The sequence below is a fragment of the Pasteurella oralis genome (genome assembly GCF_042681465.1).
In the GTDB taxonomy this organism is placed as follows: Bacteria; Pseudomonadota; Gammaproteobacteria; order Enterobacterales; family Pasteurellaceae; genus Pasteurella; species Pasteurella oralis.
The window spans coordinates 113,117-129,340 of sequence record NZ_JBHUFP010000004.1 but is presented as its reverse complement, the minus strand read 5'-3'; the positions used below and the strand labels follow the sequence as shown (position 1 = coordinate 129,340).

The 16,224-nt window shown below is 37.3% G+C and carries 14 protein-coding genes and 1 other annotated feature; of the genes, 10 read left to right on the top strand and 4 right to left on the bottom strand.

The features are described from left to right. Positions 1 to 180: 180 nt before the first annotated feature. Positions 181 to 819: a transcriptional repressor LexA gene (gene lexA, locus ACFSAV_RS02350; protein WP_379095761.1), complete on the bottom strand. Its 639-nt coding sequence runs from the start codon at positions 817 to 819 to the stop codon at positions 181 to 183. A 632-nt stretch (positions 820 to 1,451) separates the two neighbouring features. Here lexA and plsB point away from each other — a divergent pair. Then, positions 1,452 to 3,881 carry a glycerol-3-phosphate 1-O-acyltransferase PlsB gene (gene plsB, locus ACFSAV_RS02345; protein WP_101774481.1) on the top strand — a complete coding sequence of 810 codons (2,430 nt, stop codon included), beginning with the start codon at positions 1,452 to 1,454 and terminating at the stop codon, positions 3,879 to 3,881. An 82-nt stretch (positions 3,882 to 3,963) separates the two neighbouring features. On the opposite strand, the gene ffh is transcribed toward plsB, so the two are convergent. Next, on the bottom strand, positions 3,964 to 5,340 hold the full coding sequence (gene ffh, locus ACFSAV_RS02340) for a signal recognition particle protein (protein WP_379095758.1): 1,377 nt from the start codon (positions 5,338 to 5,340) through the stop codon (positions 3,964 to 3,966). Positions 5,341 to 5,479: 139 nt separating this feature from the next. Here ffh and ACFSAV_RS02335 point away from each other — a divergent pair, with 139 nt between their 5' ends. The 5 genes from ACFSAV_RS02335 to ACFSAV_RS02315 all read left to right on the top strand — a co-directional run bounded on the left by ACFSAV_RS02335 (position 5,480) and on the right by ACFSAV_RS02315 (position 9,501). Beyond that, a complete protein-coding gene (locus ACFSAV_RS02335) occupies positions 5,480 to 6,283 on the top strand; it encodes a cytochrome C assembly family protein (RefSeq protein ID WP_101774479.1) in 804 nt (267 codons plus the stop codon). Between the two features lie 99 nt (positions 6,284 to 6,382). Continuing rightward, positions 6,383 to 7,642 carry an HlyC/CorC family transporter gene (locus ACFSAV_RS02330; RefSeq protein ID WP_101774478.1) on the top strand — a complete coding sequence of 420 codons (1,260 nt, stop codon included), beginning with the start codon at positions 6,383 to 6,385 and terminating at the stop codon, positions 7,640 to 7,642. Positions 7,643 to 7,859: 217 nt separating this feature from the next. Beyond that, positions 7,860 to 8,315, top strand: a complete 456-nt coding sequence (exbB, locus tag ACFSAV_RS02325; protein ID WP_101774477.1) for a TonB-system energizer ExbB — start codon at positions 7,860 to 7,862, stop codon at positions 8,313 to 8,315. An 8-nt stretch (positions 8,316 to 8,323) separates the two neighbouring features. After that, on the top strand, positions 8,324 to 8,713 hold the full coding sequence (gene exbD, locus ACFSAV_RS02320) for a TonB system transport protein ExbD (RefSeq protein WP_101774476.1): 390 nt from the start codon (positions 8,324 to 8,326) through the stop codon (positions 8,711 to 8,713). Further along, the gene (locus ACFSAV_RS02315; RefSeq protein WP_379095753.1) at positions 8,710 to 9,501 is read left to right on the top strand and encodes an energy transducer TonB family protein; all 792 of its coding nucleotides are present in this window, start codon (positions 8,710 to 8,712) and stop codon (positions 9,499 to 9,501) included. Before exbD ends, ACFSAV_RS02315 begins: the two co-directional genes overlap by 4 nt. Before the next feature lie 202 nt (positions 9,502 to 9,703). On the opposite strand, the gene ACFSAV_RS02310 is transcribed toward ACFSAV_RS02315, so the two are convergent. Continuing rightward, complete coding sequence (locus ACFSAV_RS02310; protein WP_379095750.1) at positions 9,704 to 10,477, bottom strand: M48 family metallopeptidase; 774 nt, start codon at positions 10,475 to 10,477, stop codon at positions 9,704 to 9,706. 70 nt (positions 10,478 to 10,547) lie between these two features. Further along, positions 10,548 to 11,075, bottom strand: coding sequence for an inorganic diphosphatase (gene ppa / locus ACFSAV_RS02305; protein ID WP_379095747.1), 528 nt, complete (start codon positions 11,073 to 11,075; stop codon positions 10,548 to 10,550). A gap of 230 nt (positions 11,076 to 11,305) precedes the next feature. Between ppa and mtr the strand changes: the two genes are divergently transcribed. The 4 genes from mtr to hisG all read left to right on the top strand — a co-directional run bounded on the left by mtr (position 11,306) and on the right by hisG (position 16,223). Next, entirely contained in the window at positions 11,306 to 12,562 is a 1,257-nt protein-coding gene (gene mtr / locus ACFSAV_RS02300) for a tryptophan permease (protein ID WP_379095745.1), read from the top strand. Between the two features lie 86 nt (positions 12,563 to 12,648). Then, positions 12,649 to 14,298, top strand: a complete 1,650-nt coding sequence (gene ushA / locus ACFSAV_RS02295; RefSeq protein ID WP_379095742.1) for a bifunctional UDP-sugar hydrolase/5'-nucleotidase UshA — start codon at positions 12,649 to 12,651, stop codon at positions 14,296 to 14,298. A 1-nt stretch (position 14,299) separates the two neighbouring features. Further along, positions 14,300 to 15,055, top strand: a complete 756-nt coding sequence (locus ACFSAV_RS02290; protein ID WP_379096451.1) for a class I SAM-dependent DNA methyltransferase — start codon at positions 14,300 to 14,302, stop codon at positions 15,053 to 15,055. 97 nt (positions 15,056 to 15,152) lie between these two features. Continuing rightward, positions 15,153 to 15,288 (top strand) — a sequence feature (His leader region). A gap of 35 nt (positions 15,289 to 15,323) precedes the next feature. Further along, complete coding sequence (gene hisG / locus ACFSAV_RS02285) at positions 15,324 to 16,223, top strand: ATP phosphoribosyltransferase (protein WP_379095739.1); 900 nt, start codon at positions 15,324 to 15,326, stop codon at positions 16,221 to 16,223. The last annotated feature ends 1 nt before the right edge of the window (position 16,224 follow it).

Below are 16,224 nucleotides of genomic sequence, written 5' to 3'. Positions count from 1 at the left end.
GCAGAAGCAAGGAACGAAAATTCAATGTAGCTGTAAGGTGGTGAATTATACAGATAATTAGGGGTTTTGCAAGATAAAGTGCGGTCTGTTTTTTAAAAATTTTACTCTTTTTACACTCGCTAAATCACATAAAAAAGAACCGCACTTTTGATTGCGGTTCTCTTAATAAATAGCCTAAATTTACATCCACGCATTGTTGCGAATAATGCCAACTGCAATGCCCTCAATTTCAAAATTGGGTTGTTGATTCAAATCAACAACAATGGGTTCAAATTCCTCATTTTCAGCATGAAGATAAATAACCGAACCTTTACGTTCCAAACGTTTTACTGTCACTTCATCTTCAATACGTGCGACAACTACCTGACCATTACGTACATCTTTTGTACTATGAACTGCGAGTAAATCACCATCTAAGATGCCGATATCTTTCATTGATTGTCCATAAACTTTCAATAAAAAATCAGCTTGTGGTTTAAACATATTGGCATCAACTTTGTAAGTTCCTTCAATATGTTGTTCTGCCAAAATAGGCTCCCCAGCCGCTACTCGTCCGACTAATGGCAATCCATCATTCTCATTACTGACGGCTTCATCTTCAAACAACAACCGAATACCACGTGACGTACCAGAAAGAATTTCAATTACCCCCTTCCTTGCAAGGGCTTTTAAATGCTCTTCAGCTGCATTAGGTGAACGAAAACCAAGTTCTTTCGAAATTTCCGCACGAGTCGGTGGCATACCAGTAGTTTCTAAATGACGTTTTAGAAAATCATATACTTCTTGCTGACGTGCTGTCAGTGCTTTAAATGGCTTCATAAATCACCCCTGTTTTTATATACAGAATAACTGTCATTATATACAGATATACTAATATTGCAATCTTTTCTTCTTTTTATTAAGACAATTATTCAGTGAATAATACTTAGACATGAATTAGTCACTCAGCTATATCATAAGTAAGATAATCATATAGCGTTAAAAAACCATTATCAAATGCTTGAAATTTAATTCTTCGATTATCAATTTCTATTACTTTTGTAATATATTAACCATATAAACAATACATATAGTTTCTGATTGATTAAATATCTCTCCCCATTTTATCCAAGCAAAAAAGCGGAATCATTAGACCAAATGACGATGGACTGTTATTGAATCAGCAATAAGCTGTTTATTTTATCCATATTATGTTGCCAACCGTAGCGCTATCCATCACAAATTCACTATTATGACAATAGGATACTCTCAATCTCACGACTATTATGCCATCGACTTGATTTTTGCCACTTAATGCTTCTGTCCCGACTTAGATTTGACTTCTTAAGGCTAACTATTTTTTATACAAAAAAGTATATGCAGTTCTTTTATTCAACGACTCACGCTTTTTAATTTTTATGGTAAACTAACGTAAATTTTTCTAATAAACCTATAAAAAACGGAAATTCACTATGTTTAGTTTTCTAAATATGTACCGCAAAGTATTGGAATTGCCTTTATCCTTTTTAGTAAAAAACAATCCAATTCCACACAATCCTATTGAAGAATTGAAACTTGATACAACTCAGCCAGTCGTTTATGTTTTGCCCTACACATCGCAGACTGATTTAGTTATTTTCCGCAAAAACTGCCTCAGTGTTGGCTTGCCCGATCCTTTTGAAAAAAATGAAATCGAAAATCAAACCTTACCTCGTTTTGTCTTTTTAGATGAGGGACGTCGCTTTTTTAAATCAAAAGGGGCAAAACAAGAAACGATCAATGTATTTAACAAATACTTAGAATTACACCGCACTTTGCCTACGCTTGATGTACAGCTCATTCCTGGCTCGGTGTTATGGGGACGTTCACCGGGTCATGAAAGCAAATCAGGTTTACCACAATTACGTTTATTAAGTGGTATTCAAAAAGTCATTGCTGCCATTTGGTTTGGTCGTGATACCTTTGTTCGTTTCTCTCAAGCTGTCTCTTTACGCTATATGGTTAATGAACATGGTTCTGATGAAGCGATTGCACATAAATTAGCTCGTGTTGCCAAAATGCATTTTTCTAAACAACGTATTTCAGCAACAGGACCACGCTTACCTAACCGTCAAGCAATGTTCAATAAACTACTTGAATTGCCCACTATTTTAGATGCTATAAAAGATGAAGCAAAATCAAAAAACATTAGCGAAGAAAAAGCAACAGAAGAAGCGAAAAAAATTCTGAATGAAATTGCAGCCAACGTAAATTATGAAGGTTTACGCGTAGCCGATCGCTTTTTACGCTGGTTATGGAATAAGTTGTATCAAGGTATTGATGTACAAAATGCCGATCGCGTCCGCAAACTAGCACTCGATGGACATGAGATTGTCTATGTGCCTTGTCATCGTAGCCATATTGATTATTTATTACTTTCTTACTTACTTTACCATCAAGGTTTAGTACCACCACATATTGCCGCAGGTATTAATCTCAACTTCTGGCCTGTGGGGGGCATGTTCCGCCGTGGAGGCGCATTCTTCATTCGCCGTACTTTCAAAGGTAATCGCCTATATTCCACAATTTTCCGTGAATATTTGGCAGAGCTTTTCCATCGTGGCTATCCTGTCGAATATTTTATCGAAGGTGGCCGCTCACGTACTGGTCGTTTACTTGCGCCTAAAACAGGTATGATGTCAATGACATTACAAGCTCTTCTGCAACGCCAAACTCGCCCAATTTCTGTAGTGCCAGTTTATGTAGGTTATGAACACGTATTAGAGGTTGATACGTATGCAAAAGAATTACGTGGTGCAGCAAAAGAAAAAGAAAATGCAGGATTAGTGTTACGTGTTATAAAAAAATTACGTAACTTAGGTAAAGCTTACGTGAACTTTGGTGAGCCAATCACGTTAAGTAATTTCCTAAACAGCCATTATCCTGAATGGAAAGAAAATATTAATAATGAAGAACGTCCACAGTGGTTTAACCACGCAGTAGACAGCGTATCGCATCAAGTCATGGTCAATATTAATAATGCTGCAGCAGTTAATGCAATGAACTTAACTGGAACTGCATTATTATCTTCGCGCCAACGTGCACTATCACGTGAACAGCTCTTAGAACAGTTAGAAAGTTACCAGCAATTTCTACAAAATGTGCCTTATTCACAAGATATTGTCGTACCAAGTGATTCGCCTGAAACGATGCTAGAACACATCCTCAAACTAGAGCGAGTAGGGCTGATTGTGGAAAAAGATAATTTTGGTGAAATTATCCGTTTAGAACGTAACGCGGCAGTGTTAATGACATATTACCGTAATAACATTCAACATTTGTTTGTGTTGCCATCATTAGTAGCCAGTATCGTGTTGCATTATGAAGCAATCCAAAAACCATTAGTCCACGATGCTGTTAGTAAAATTTATCCATTCTTGAGAAGCGAATTATTCTTGTCTTTCTCACAAGAAGCACTACAAGAGCGTGTTGACCAGATAATCGCTGAATTTGAACGCCAAGAGGTGATTAAATGTAATGCTAATATGCTGTCTATTAATAAATCACGAGTCAGAATGTTACAACTTTGGTCTTCTGGTGTACGTGAAATCTTACAACGTTATTACATCACGGTCAGTATTTTAGAAAAAGATCCAACTACGCCACGTGCAAGTTTAGAAAAAGATAGCCAATCAGTAGCACAACGTCTCTCTGTATTGCATGGTATTAATGCGCCAGAATTTTTTGATAAAGCAGTATTCTCCGCATTTATTGCTAGCCTCAAACAAGAAGGTTATTTCAATGATGAAGGTATTGCAAATACTGAAAAACTCAGTGAAATTATCGAAATTCTAAATCAAGTGATTTCAACAGAAGTGACGCTGACAATCAAAGGTGCAATTGCCAAAATTGAAGAAGAGTAATTAAACACTAAAACAAAAAGTGCGGTTAAAATTTCCAAAATTTTGACCGCACTTTTTTCTCTTTAATAAAACAGGATCGAACTTAACGTCTAAACATTCCGCCTAAACCACCAAGTCCCCCCATCATACCTTGCATGCCACGCATCATTTTCGCCATACCACCTTTACGCATTTTTTTCATCATACGTTGCATTTCATCAAATTGTTTCAATAGTTTATTGACATCTTGTACTTGAGTACCCGATCCCATCGCAATACGACGACGACGTGAACCTTTAATAATCTCTGGATTAGCACGCTCTTTAAATGTCATTGAATTAATGATTGCTTCCATCTTATTGAACATCTTATCATCAACTTGATTTCTAACATGATCTGGTAAATTTTTCGCACCAGGCAACTTGTCTAACATTGACATCATGCCGCCCATTTTTTTCATTTCAATGAGTTGTTCACGAAAATCTTCCAGTGTGAAATTGTCACCTTTCTTGAATTTCTGTGCCATTTTTTCAGCTTTTTCACGATCTACCGAACGTTCCAAATCTTCAATCAAAGATAACACATCACCCATACCCAAAATTCGTGAAGCAACACGTTCTGGATGGAAAGGTTCCAATGCGTCGGTTTTCTCACCAACCCCTAAAAATTTAATTGGTTTACCTGTAATCTGTCGAATAGATAACGCTGCACCACCACGCGCATCACCATCTACCTTAGTTAATACTATCCCAGTTAAAGGTAATGCTTCATTAAAGGCTTTCGCTGTATTCGCAGCATCCTGCCCAGTCATTGCATCCACAGTAAATAGCGTTTCGATTGGATTAAGTGCGGTATGGATTTGCTTAATTTCATCCATCATCTCGCTATCAACGTGTAAACGACCTGCTGTATCCACAATCAATACATCATAAAATTTGAGTTTCGCCTCAGCTAAAGCAGCTTGAGCAATCGCAACAGGATTTTGGCTTACATTCGATGGAAAAAAATCCGCACCAACTGTTTGTGCAAGCGTTTCTAATTGCTTAATCGCAGCAGGACGATAAACGTCAGCGGACACTACTAATACTTTTTTCTTGTAACGCTCTTTTAAAAATTTAGCCAGCTTACCAACACTAGTAGTTTTCCCCGCCCCTTGTAAACCTGCCATTAAAATAACAGCTGGTGGCTGTGTCGCAAGATTTAAACTTTCATTGGCTTCACCCATTGCTATTTCAAGTTCAGCCTGTACGATTTTGACAAACTCTTGACCTGGCGTGAGGCTCTTATTCACTTCAACACCAATCGCGCGTTCTTTTACTTTATTAATAAAATCACGTACTACAGGTAAGGCAACATCTGCTTCTAATAATGCCATACGCACTTCACGTAGGGTGTCTTTAATATTGTCTTCAGTTAAACGACCACGCCCACTAATATTACGTAAAGTTTTAGAAAGACGTTCTGATAAATTCTCAAACATGAATTATCCCTAGTTACACAACAAAAAATTGTGTTAATTATACTGAAATCCGATAGATTTTCACCCTTTGAAATAAATTAATAGCGATTTAACGCTGAGAAAGCTAGAATAAATCAATTATTGATATAAGGAAGTCTCTATGTGGTTTGCAATTCTTTCAATGCTTTTCTATCTTGCTAGTGTATTGCTTATTACGCCTATGCTATTAAAAATTCAAGCAGGTGAGCCAGCATCGAAACCTAATAAAATTCTCTTTTTTACGACCGCACTTTTAGCAATCATACTCCATTTTGCTAACTTAACGCCGCTTTTTACGCATTTAACTAGCGGACAAAATTTTACTGTCATGGAGATCAGCTCACTAATTAGTGTCATTACCGCATCACTCGCCACTTTTGCACTTCTTTTTCATGTACGTACATTGTGGTTTTTATTACCAATTATCTACTCTTTTACTATCATCAATCTCATTTTAAGCACATTACTCCCAACTCAATTCATGTACCATTTGAGCCAAAATATTGCACTTTTCTTCCATGTTGGCTTGTCATTATTCACTTATTCCATTTGCTTTATGAGCGCTCTTTATTCTATTCAATTACTTTGGATTGATCACAGCTTAAAAAACAAAAAACTAGCATTTTCACCAATGATTCCGCCTTTAATGACCGTTGAACGCCATTTTTTCCGCCTAATGCTGACAGGTGAAATATTGCTCACTATTGTCCTTATCTCTGGCTCTTTCCACTTAGCCAAAGACTTTGCCTTACAAGATATCCAAAAAGCAGTCTTTTCGTTTCTTGCTTGGTTAGTCTTTGCGTTTGGATTAATTGGGCACTGGCGATTGCATTGGCGTGGCAAGAAAATGGTCACTTGTGCAATTTCAGGTATGATATTACTCAGTATTGCTTATTTTGGTAGTCGTGTAATGCTTGAAATATAAACAATATTTATTTATCCTTATACACAGTAAAAGTGCGGTCTAAACAAATAAAAATGACCGCACTTTTCAATTTTTGATTAACTCACAAAAGGATGCATTTTGGACAGTATTCCCCTCAGTACCTTATTTATTGCGCTTATCATTTTATTAATCATCTCGGCTTATTTTTCAGGTTCAGAAACAGGCCTACTCTCAGCCAGTCGCTATCGTCTTCGTCATCTTGCTGAGAAAGGTCATAGCGGTGCCAAAAAAGCAGAAAAATTGTTGAAAAAAACAGATGTACTACTCAGTCTGATCTTAATTTGTAATAACTTAGTCAATATTACAGCCTCAGCAATTACAACTATCATTGGTATGCGCCTATATGGTGATGCAGGTGTGGCTATTGCAACGGGAGCGCTCACTTTTGTTATGCTGATTTTTGCTGAAATTTTACCGAAAACAATTGCTGCGCGTTATCCAGAGAGAGTCGCCTTTACTTCAAGCCATTTGCTTGCGATTTTCTTACGCCTATTTACACCATTGGTGTACTTAATGAATTTAATCATTCAAGGCATTTTGGCATTACTACGTTTAAAATCGGATAATAAATCTCCTTCATTAAGCCCAGAAGAACTACGTGCTATCGTTAATGAATCTGGTAAATTTATTCCATCTGCTCACCAAGAAATGTTGCTTTCTATCTTAGATCTCGAGCAAGTCACTGTGGATGATATCATGGTACCGCGTAATGATATTGGCGGTATCGATATTGACGATGACTGGAGAGCCATTATGCGCCAACTTAATCATGCAGCACATGGTCGTGTCGTGTTATATAAAGGCAGCATGGATGAAAATATTCTTGGTATGTTACGTGTTCGTGAGGCTTATCGTTTAATGTTAGACAAAAACGAGTTTAGCAAAGAAACATTAATTAGAGCAGCCGATGAAGTCTATTTCATTCCTGAAGGTACCGCATTAAATGCTCAACTATTAAACTTTCGCCATAATAAAGAGCGTATTGGTTTAGTCGTTGATGAGTATGGCGATATCAAAGGATTAGTTACTTTAGAAGATATTTTGGAAGAAATTGTAGGCGAATTTACAACTTCAACAGCGCCTTCTATTGAAGAAGAAGTTATCCCACAATCTGATGGCTCAATGATCATTGAAGGTTCAACGAATTTACGTGACTTAAATAAACTATTCGATTGGAATCTAGATACTGAAGAGGCTCGCACCTTTAATGGTCTAATCCTTGAACATTTAGAAGAGATCCCAGAAGAAGGCACAGTATGTGAAATTAATGGCTTACAAATCACCATTTTAGAAGTAGGTGATAATATGATAAAACAAGCACAAGTTGTTAAACTTTAATCCTCTTTTACTGGCGATGAAATCAATATCATCGCCTTTTTATGCTGTACAAATACCTTTTGATCTACCTCAATATCCTCCTTTATCTGTACAAAAATCTATCGTCTTTTTTGTTTACCTCTAGCATGCCTTTTGCTAGAATTTTGCAATTGAAATTAATTCTCAATAGCGTATAATGCAAAACTTATTTTTCGCTGCAAATTAAAGGACTCTTTTTATGCCACAGTTGTTTCAATTTTTACAAAACTATATCGACTATATCATTCTTGGTTTACTTGCTTTGATGAGTTTTATTATGGTATGGCTAGTTGTGGAACGTTTTATTTTCTTAAGCAAAGTAAATGTAGCAAATTATGATAATGTGCATGAACTGGACATTGATTTACAGCGTAACCTCACTGCGATCTCTATTATCGGTTCAAATGCACCTTATGTTGGTTTATTAGGTACTGTTATTGGTATCTTATTAACTTTCTTTGAATTAGGTCATTCTGGCGGCGAAATTGATGCAGCTTCAATCATGGTACACTTATCTTTAGCGCTCAAAGCGACGGCAGTCGGTATCTTAGTTGCGATCCCATCAATGGTTTTCTATAACGGGTTAGGTCGAAAAATCGAAGTCAACCGTTTGAAATGGTTTGCCTTAAATGAGAAAAAAGCAAAACAAGCATAGGTGATAACGTGAAAAAGTTTGATGAAATCAACATTATTCCTTTTATCGACATTATGTTGGTACTGCTGGCAATTGTATTAATTACAGCCTCATTTATTTCGCAGGGTAAAATTCAAGTCAATGTACCTAAAGCAAGTACTACTGTTGCCTTTAAATCTGATGACTTAGCTAAGCTACTCACTGTGACAGAAGCAGGCGAGATCTTTTTTAATGACAAACCAATTACTGCTGAAGCTTTAGAGCAAGAAATCAGTACTTGGCCAAAAGATCAAAAAGTGACCCTGAAAGTCGATGCTAAATCTACTTTCCAAGATTTTGTTTCCATTACTGATATGATGGCAAAAAATGAAATTCGTAATGTTGCTATTGTTACTGTGAAAGAAAAGGCAACTCAATGATACAAAAAAATCGCTCATTTGTCGGGTTTGCTTTTTCTTTGCTATTTCACGTGAGTTTTGTTGCGTTCTTATATTGGTCTGTACAAAAAGATGATGAAAGTGCAAATGGCTTTGCTGCAGACATCGTCAGTACGCATATTTCAATGGAAATGCTAGCGGCGACTATATTAAACGAACCAGAGCCAGAGCCTGAACCTACGCCAGAACCTGTAGTAGAACCTGAGCAGCCAAAAGAAGAAGTAGCAGACCCAACAGTAAAACCTGAGCCACCAAAAGAACCAGAAAAGGTGAAAGAGCCAGAAAAACCGAAGGAACCTGAAAAGCCAAAAGAAAAGCCGAAGGAAAAACCTAAGGATAAGCCCAAAAAGCCGAAGAAAGAACGAAAAGATTTACCAAAATCGGATCGTGAAATTAATTCTGATTCTTCGATCAATCAACAGGCAACGACAACCGGTAATGTAACGAGTACTAACCCTAATTTAGTTGGGAAAGGGACGAATACCAATGAAATTAATGCTTATCGTTCTGCTTTACGCCGTGAAATTGAAAAACATAAGCGTTATCCAAACCGAGCAAAAATGATGCGTAAACAAGGCGTTGTAACTGTGTCGTTCCATATCAGCAATACTGGTGCAATTAGTAACGCACACATTGCAAAATCATCAGGTGTTGAAGAACTGGACAATGCAGCCATCACTGCAGTAAATAATGCTCGTCCAATTGGGCCACTTCCAGTAGGCATGGCAAATGATGTGAGCGTTCCAGTGAGTTTCAAAATAACCAATTAATAGAAAGGAAATAAAAAAGTGCGGTAAAAATTACCGCACTTTTTATTGCAGCACGCTAATAGCCCCTTATAAGCCACATCACTTCCAACTCATTTCTTCTCTTATTGATCATCACTGAATATCCTTTGCTTTTCAACTAACGAACAAGGGGCTAAAGCGTCAAGCTTTAACCCCATTTTACAATTATTGATATTTAAGATAATTAATGTTTAGATTGCTGATAAATCGCGACAGCTTCAGGCATTAAACGTAACAAGTTTTGCTGGCGATCAGCATCGTTCGGGTGAGTAGAAGATAAAGCAGCTAATACCCCTTTTGAACCTGAAGCAGCCTTTTGCATTTTTTCCCACAGTTTTGGTGCGGCTTCTGGGTTAAAGCCTGATTTCGCCATTAACATTAAGCCAACTTCATCCGCTTCCGTTTCATTACTACGTGAATAAGGTTTATCTAATGCCCAATCTTTAGTTAAAGTGACAACTAAAGCACTACCATCAGAACCAATCACAGTTGACAAGGCAGTATGGCTGACTTGTGCTAGCACATTCGTAAACTGTCCCATGTTCACTCTTTTCTTACCATGCTCTTTTAAAGCATGTGCCATTTCATGCCCCATTACGGTTGCTATTTCATCATTAGTTAACTTTAAGTTATCCACTAGCCCCGTATAAAATGCCATTTTACCGCCAGGCATTGCCCATGCATTTAGCTCTTTTGATTTGATGACGCTAATTTGCCAATTAAAAGGCTGTCCTGTCTTATTTTCTGCATTAGCATAAGGCACCATTTTATTAAAAACAGTATGAATACGTTTCGCTGTTACCGATGTCGTATCTAATACTCCTTCACTACGTGCTTTATTTACTGCTTGTAAATAAGAAGAAGCTGATTGCTCATTAATACTGGCAGAATCAGCACAAGCATTTAGTAACAGAGCCACAGAAGAAACCAATAACATTCTTTTCATCAATTTAGTCATACATCCCTCACTCAAGATTATCACTCAGAGAAAAAATACCGCTCTTTCAAGCGGTATTAAAACAAAAATTTTATTTTTTCGCACGCTCAAATGAATCTAAAATCTCCTTACGTGCAGCTTCGACACCTTCCCAGCCTTCAACTTTCACCCATTTACCAGCTTCTAAGGCTTTATAACTTTCAAAAAAGTGCTGAATTTGTGCTTTTAGCAAGGCTGGTAGATCATTCACATCTTTAATATGATCATACTCTTTGGTTAATTTGCTATGTGGCACAGCAACAACTTTAGCATCACCGCCTGCTTCATCAGTCATTTTTAACACACCGACAGGACGGCAACGAATCACTGAACCTGGCTGTAATGGATATGGTGTTGGAACTAATACATCCACAGGGTCACCATCAGAAGAAAGCGTATGGTTTACATAGCCATAGTTTGCAGGATAAAACATTGCTGTTGCCATAAAACGGTCAACAAATAATGAACCACTTTCTTTATCGACTTCATATTTAATCGGATCTGAATTCGCCGGAATTTCAATTACAACATAGATATCATCTGGTAATTCTTTACCTGCTGGTACATTTTCTAAACCCATTTTTAATTCCTTATTTTCAAGTTAATTACAAATAAAATCGCTCAATTATAGCTTTATTTAAGCGAAGTTGTCGAGCTATTGACAGATTTGTGGCCCACAACATTCCAGAAAAATCCAATAACCAATACAAATAAAAAATACACCAATTTCAAAAAAGTTATTGCCTTTTATTTTTGCACTATTAAAATAGTACATAATTTTATTTATAACAACAATACAGTGGTACTTTTATGACAACAACAAAAATCCCTTCTTTATTGGGCGGAGCAATGATTATTGCGGGCACAGCAATTGGCGCAGGCATGTTAGCAAATCCAACAGCAACCGCAGGAGTTTGGTTCTTAGGATCCATTATTTTACTCGCTTATACTTGGTTCTGTATGACAACTTCTGGCTTAATGATTCTGGAAGCCAACCTGCATTACCCAACAGGTGCGAGCTTTGACACCATAGTTAAAGATTTACTTGGACAAGGTTGGAACATAGTAAATGGGCTCTCTATTGCTTTTGTATTGTATATTTTAACTTATGCTTATATCACATCAGGTGGTAGCATCACTCAAAACTTCCTTAACCAAGTATTAAGCAGCAGTGGAAGTGCGGTCAAGATTGGACGAATTTCGGCCTCATTACTTTTTTGTATGGTATTAGCAGCTTTTGTTTGGTTATCAACTAAAGCTGTTGATCGTTTTACTACCGTCTTAATTGGTGGAATGGTTATCGCCTTTATCTTATCAACCAGTGGACTAATCAGCTCTGTAAAAACAGAAGTATTATTTAATTATCTTGCACAACATGAAGGACATTACTTACCTTATATTCTTAGTGCTCTCCCCGTCTGTTTGGTATCTTTCGGTTTTCACGGTAACGTACCAAGCCTAGTGAAATATTACGATCGTGATGGTAAACGTGTGATGAAAGCAATATTTTTAGGTACCATCATCGCATTAATCATCTATGTTTTCTGGCAACTCGCAGTACAAGGGAACCTCCCTCGCCACGAATTTGCCCCCGTCATCGCCAAAGGTGGTGATATCGCTGAATTATTAACGGCGTTAGGCAAATACATTCAAACAGATTACATCAGCGTAGTATTAAATTTCTTTGCTTATATGGCAATTGCGAGTTCTTTCTTAGGAGTGAGTTTAGGTTTATTTGACTATATTGCCGACTTATTTAAGCTTGACAATAGCCTATTGGGTAGAAGCAAAACGACCTTAATTACGTTCTTACCACCACTCTTACTAAGTCTTCAATTTCCATATGGATTTGTGATTGCTATTGGTTATGCTGGTTTAGCGGCAACAATTTGGGCTGTCATTGTCCCTGCTTTATTAGCTAAAGCCACAAGAAAAAAATTTCCACAAAGTAGCTATACTGTCTATGGCGGTAACTTCATGATTTATTTTGTGATGCTATTTGGCATATTAAACATCGTGGCACAAGTTGCAGCACAATTTAAAATTTTACCCACATTTTTGGGCTAAACATCACAAATTTAATGCAAAATACTTGGCTTGATACAAAATTTTGGGTATATAGTTAGCGGATGTTTTATAACAAGAGGTTCACAATGAAAAAATTCATACAATTCAGTACAATCGTATTGTCATTAGGTTTAATGAGCCAAGCTTATGCTTATACCCAAGACAAAACCTACAACATTACTGTATTACACGCAAACGACACACATGGTCATTTCTGGAAAAACAGTAAAGGTGAATATGGTTTTGCGGCACACAAAACATTAATTGATAACATTCGTAAAGAGGTAGAAAGCAAGGGCGGTTCAGTTGTTTTACTCCATGCAGGCGACTTCAATACTGGTGTACCTGAATCAGATATGCTGAATGCCAAACCAGATATTGAAGGGATGAATATGATTGGTTATGACGTTGCTGTACTCGGTAACCATGAATTTGATTTCCCAATACAGTTGCTAGAAATGCAGGAAAAATGGGCAAAATTCCCATTAATTTCAGCAAATGTGATCAATAAAAAAACGGGCAAACCATTAGTTCAGCCTTATGTGATGTTGAATAAAAACGACGTAAAAATTGCTGTAATTGGTTTAACAACAGAAGATACTGCAAAATTAGGTAACCCAGATGTCGTTGACCATGTCATTTTCAAAGACCCCATCGAAACAGCCAAAGCAACACTCACTGAAATTAATAAAGTAGAGAAACCAGATATACGTATTGCATTAACCCATATGGGTTACTACTTTGACGGTAAACATGGTCAAAATGCACCTGGTGATGTCACTATGGCTCGTACACTCGATAAAGGTGCGTTTGATCTAATTATAGGTGGACACACACATGACACCGTTTGTATTGATGATAAAGGTCAATTCAAAATGCAATACACTCCAGGTGAAGCATGTAAACCAGACTTCCAAAACGGCACTTGGATTGTCCAAGCAGGCGAATGGGGTAAATACATTGGACGTGCAGATTTTGAATTCAAAAATGGTGAAACTAAATTAGTAAAATATGAGTTAATTCCTGTTAACTTAAAACAAAAAATCAAATTAGAAGATGGTAAATCTGAATATAAGCTCTATCAACCTGAAATTGCTGAAGATCCCACGGTCTTTACTCACTTGAAAACATATCAAGATGAAGGTGATCGCTTGTTAGGCGTGAAAGTCGGTGAAGTGAAAGGAAAATTTGTTGGTGATCGTAAAATTATTCGCTTCCATCAGACCAATTTAGGTCGTTTAATTGCCCAATCTCAAATGGAACGTGTTAAAGCCGATGTGGGAATTATGAACTCTGGTGGGATCCGTACCGATATCAACGAAGGCGAAACCACCTATAAAGATATTCTTACCGTTCAGCCTTTCGGTAATATGATTGCAACTGTAGATTTCACAGGTCAGGAGCTTTTAGACTACCTCAATGCTGTGGCATTAAAACAAGTAGATAGTGGTGCATACCCACAATTTGCTGGAATTTCAATGGTCGTTGACCGTACTGCACAAAAAGTCTCTGATGTAAAAATCGGTGGTAAAGCGCTTGATTTAAACAAAAAATATAAAGTTTCCGTACCAGACTACTGTGCAGGTGGTGGTGATGGCTATCCCGTATTGAAAAGACACCCAAGTTACGTCAATACTGGTTTTATCGATGCAGAAATGCTGAAAAAATACTTTGAAGAAAACAAAGTATTAGATGCTTCTAAATACGATCCAAAAGATGACATCATCTTCAAATAAGATGACAACAAAAAGCGTCTATGATGCCCCGCAATTTTTTGAGCTATACCAAAAATTGCGGGAAAATCCCCACAGTTTAAATGAGGTCGTAGAAAAACCAACAATGCTTTCACTCTTGCCTACTCTAACAGGAAAAAAACTGTTGGATTTAGGTTGTGGTTGTGGTGAACATTTACAACTTTATTTACAGCACAATGCCCGCTATGTAGTGGGCATTGACCTCTCTGCGAATATGCTTCAACAAGCAGAGCGAAATTTATCAAAATTTGCTAAAAATCGACCGCACTTTGCTCTCTACCAGCTCGCTATGGAACAACTTTCTCAGTTGCCTGAAAATGGGTTCGATGTGATTTGTAGTTCTTTTGCCTTTCATTATATACAAGATTTTCCCCAATTATTGAACGATATCTATCAAAAACTCAATGCCAATGGGTATTTGCTCTTTTCACAGGAACACCCGATTGTGACCTGTTATCAAGGTGGTGAGCGTTGGGAAAAGGATCACAATAAGCAACAAATTGCTTATCGTTTAAATTATTACCGTGACGAAGGTGAACGTGATCGCAATTGGTTTAAGCAGCCATTCAAAACCTATCACCGTACAACTGCTACTATCATCAATAATTTAATTCAAGCAGGTTTCCAAATTGAACAAATCGAAGAACCCATGCTTGCGAATCAACCCAAATGGCAAAATGAATTTAAAGATCTTCAGCATCGCCCTGTATTACTATTTATTAAAGCAAAAAAAATATAAATTTTTTGTAAAAAATACTTGCCAGTTCATTTTTTTTACAGTAATTTGAATAGCAATTAACCAACAAGGAAAATCTCATGACTTTTGAACGCATTACTCATCATCACCATTTAACCTGATTGTCTTTCAGGCGTTTTATGGTGCTTGGAAGAATATGACATCTTCCGAGTGTGCGGCAAAAAGTAGCAAACAATATAAACCTCTCGGGAGCCATTTCGAGAGGTTTTTTTTATAGCAAAATTTCACAACATTAAAATAGGACAATAACATGATAGACAGCACAAGACTTCGCATCGCAATGCAAAAATCAGGACGTTTAAGCCAAGAATCACAAGCCTTATTAAAACAATGCGGTGTAAAAATAAATTTACAGGAACAGCGCTTAATTGCTTACGCTGAAAACATGCCAATTGATATTTTACGCGTACGTGATGATGATATCCCCGGTTTAGTTTTCGATGGCGTCGTTGATCTTGGTATTATCGGCGAAAATGTCTTAGAAGAAGAGGAATTAGCACGCCAAGCAACTGGTGAATTAGTTAATTACCAAAAATTACGCCGCTTAGATTTTGGTGGTTGTCGTTTATCTATCGCCATACCACAAGATGAAACTTACAATGGAATTAGTGATCTCAAAAACGCTCGAATCGCTACCTCTTATCCTCACTTACTCAAACGCTACATGCAACAACAAGGTGTGAATTTTAAACCTTGCTCACTCACAGGATCAGTCGAAGTCGCCCCGCGTGCTGGGCTTGCTGATGCAATTTGTGATCTCGTTTCTTCAGGCGCTACATTAGAAGCAAATGGCTTAAAAGAAGTTGAAGTAATTTATCAATCAAAATCTTGCTTAATTCAGCGTGCAACGCCCCTGCCTCCTGAAAAACAAGCTTTAGTAGATAAATTACTCGTGCGCATTCAAGGTGTACAACAAGCTCGTGAATCTAAATATATTATGTTACATGCAGCAAAAGACAGACTGGAGGAAGTCATTGCTTTATTACCTGGTGCAGAACGCCCGACAATTCTCCCTTTAGCTAATGATGAGAATCGTGTCGCTATGCATATGGTCAGCCAAGAAGCACTATTCTGGGAAACGATGGAACGACTGAAAGAAGCGGGAGCGAGTTCCATTTTAGTCTTACCAATCGAAAAAATGATGGAGTAAA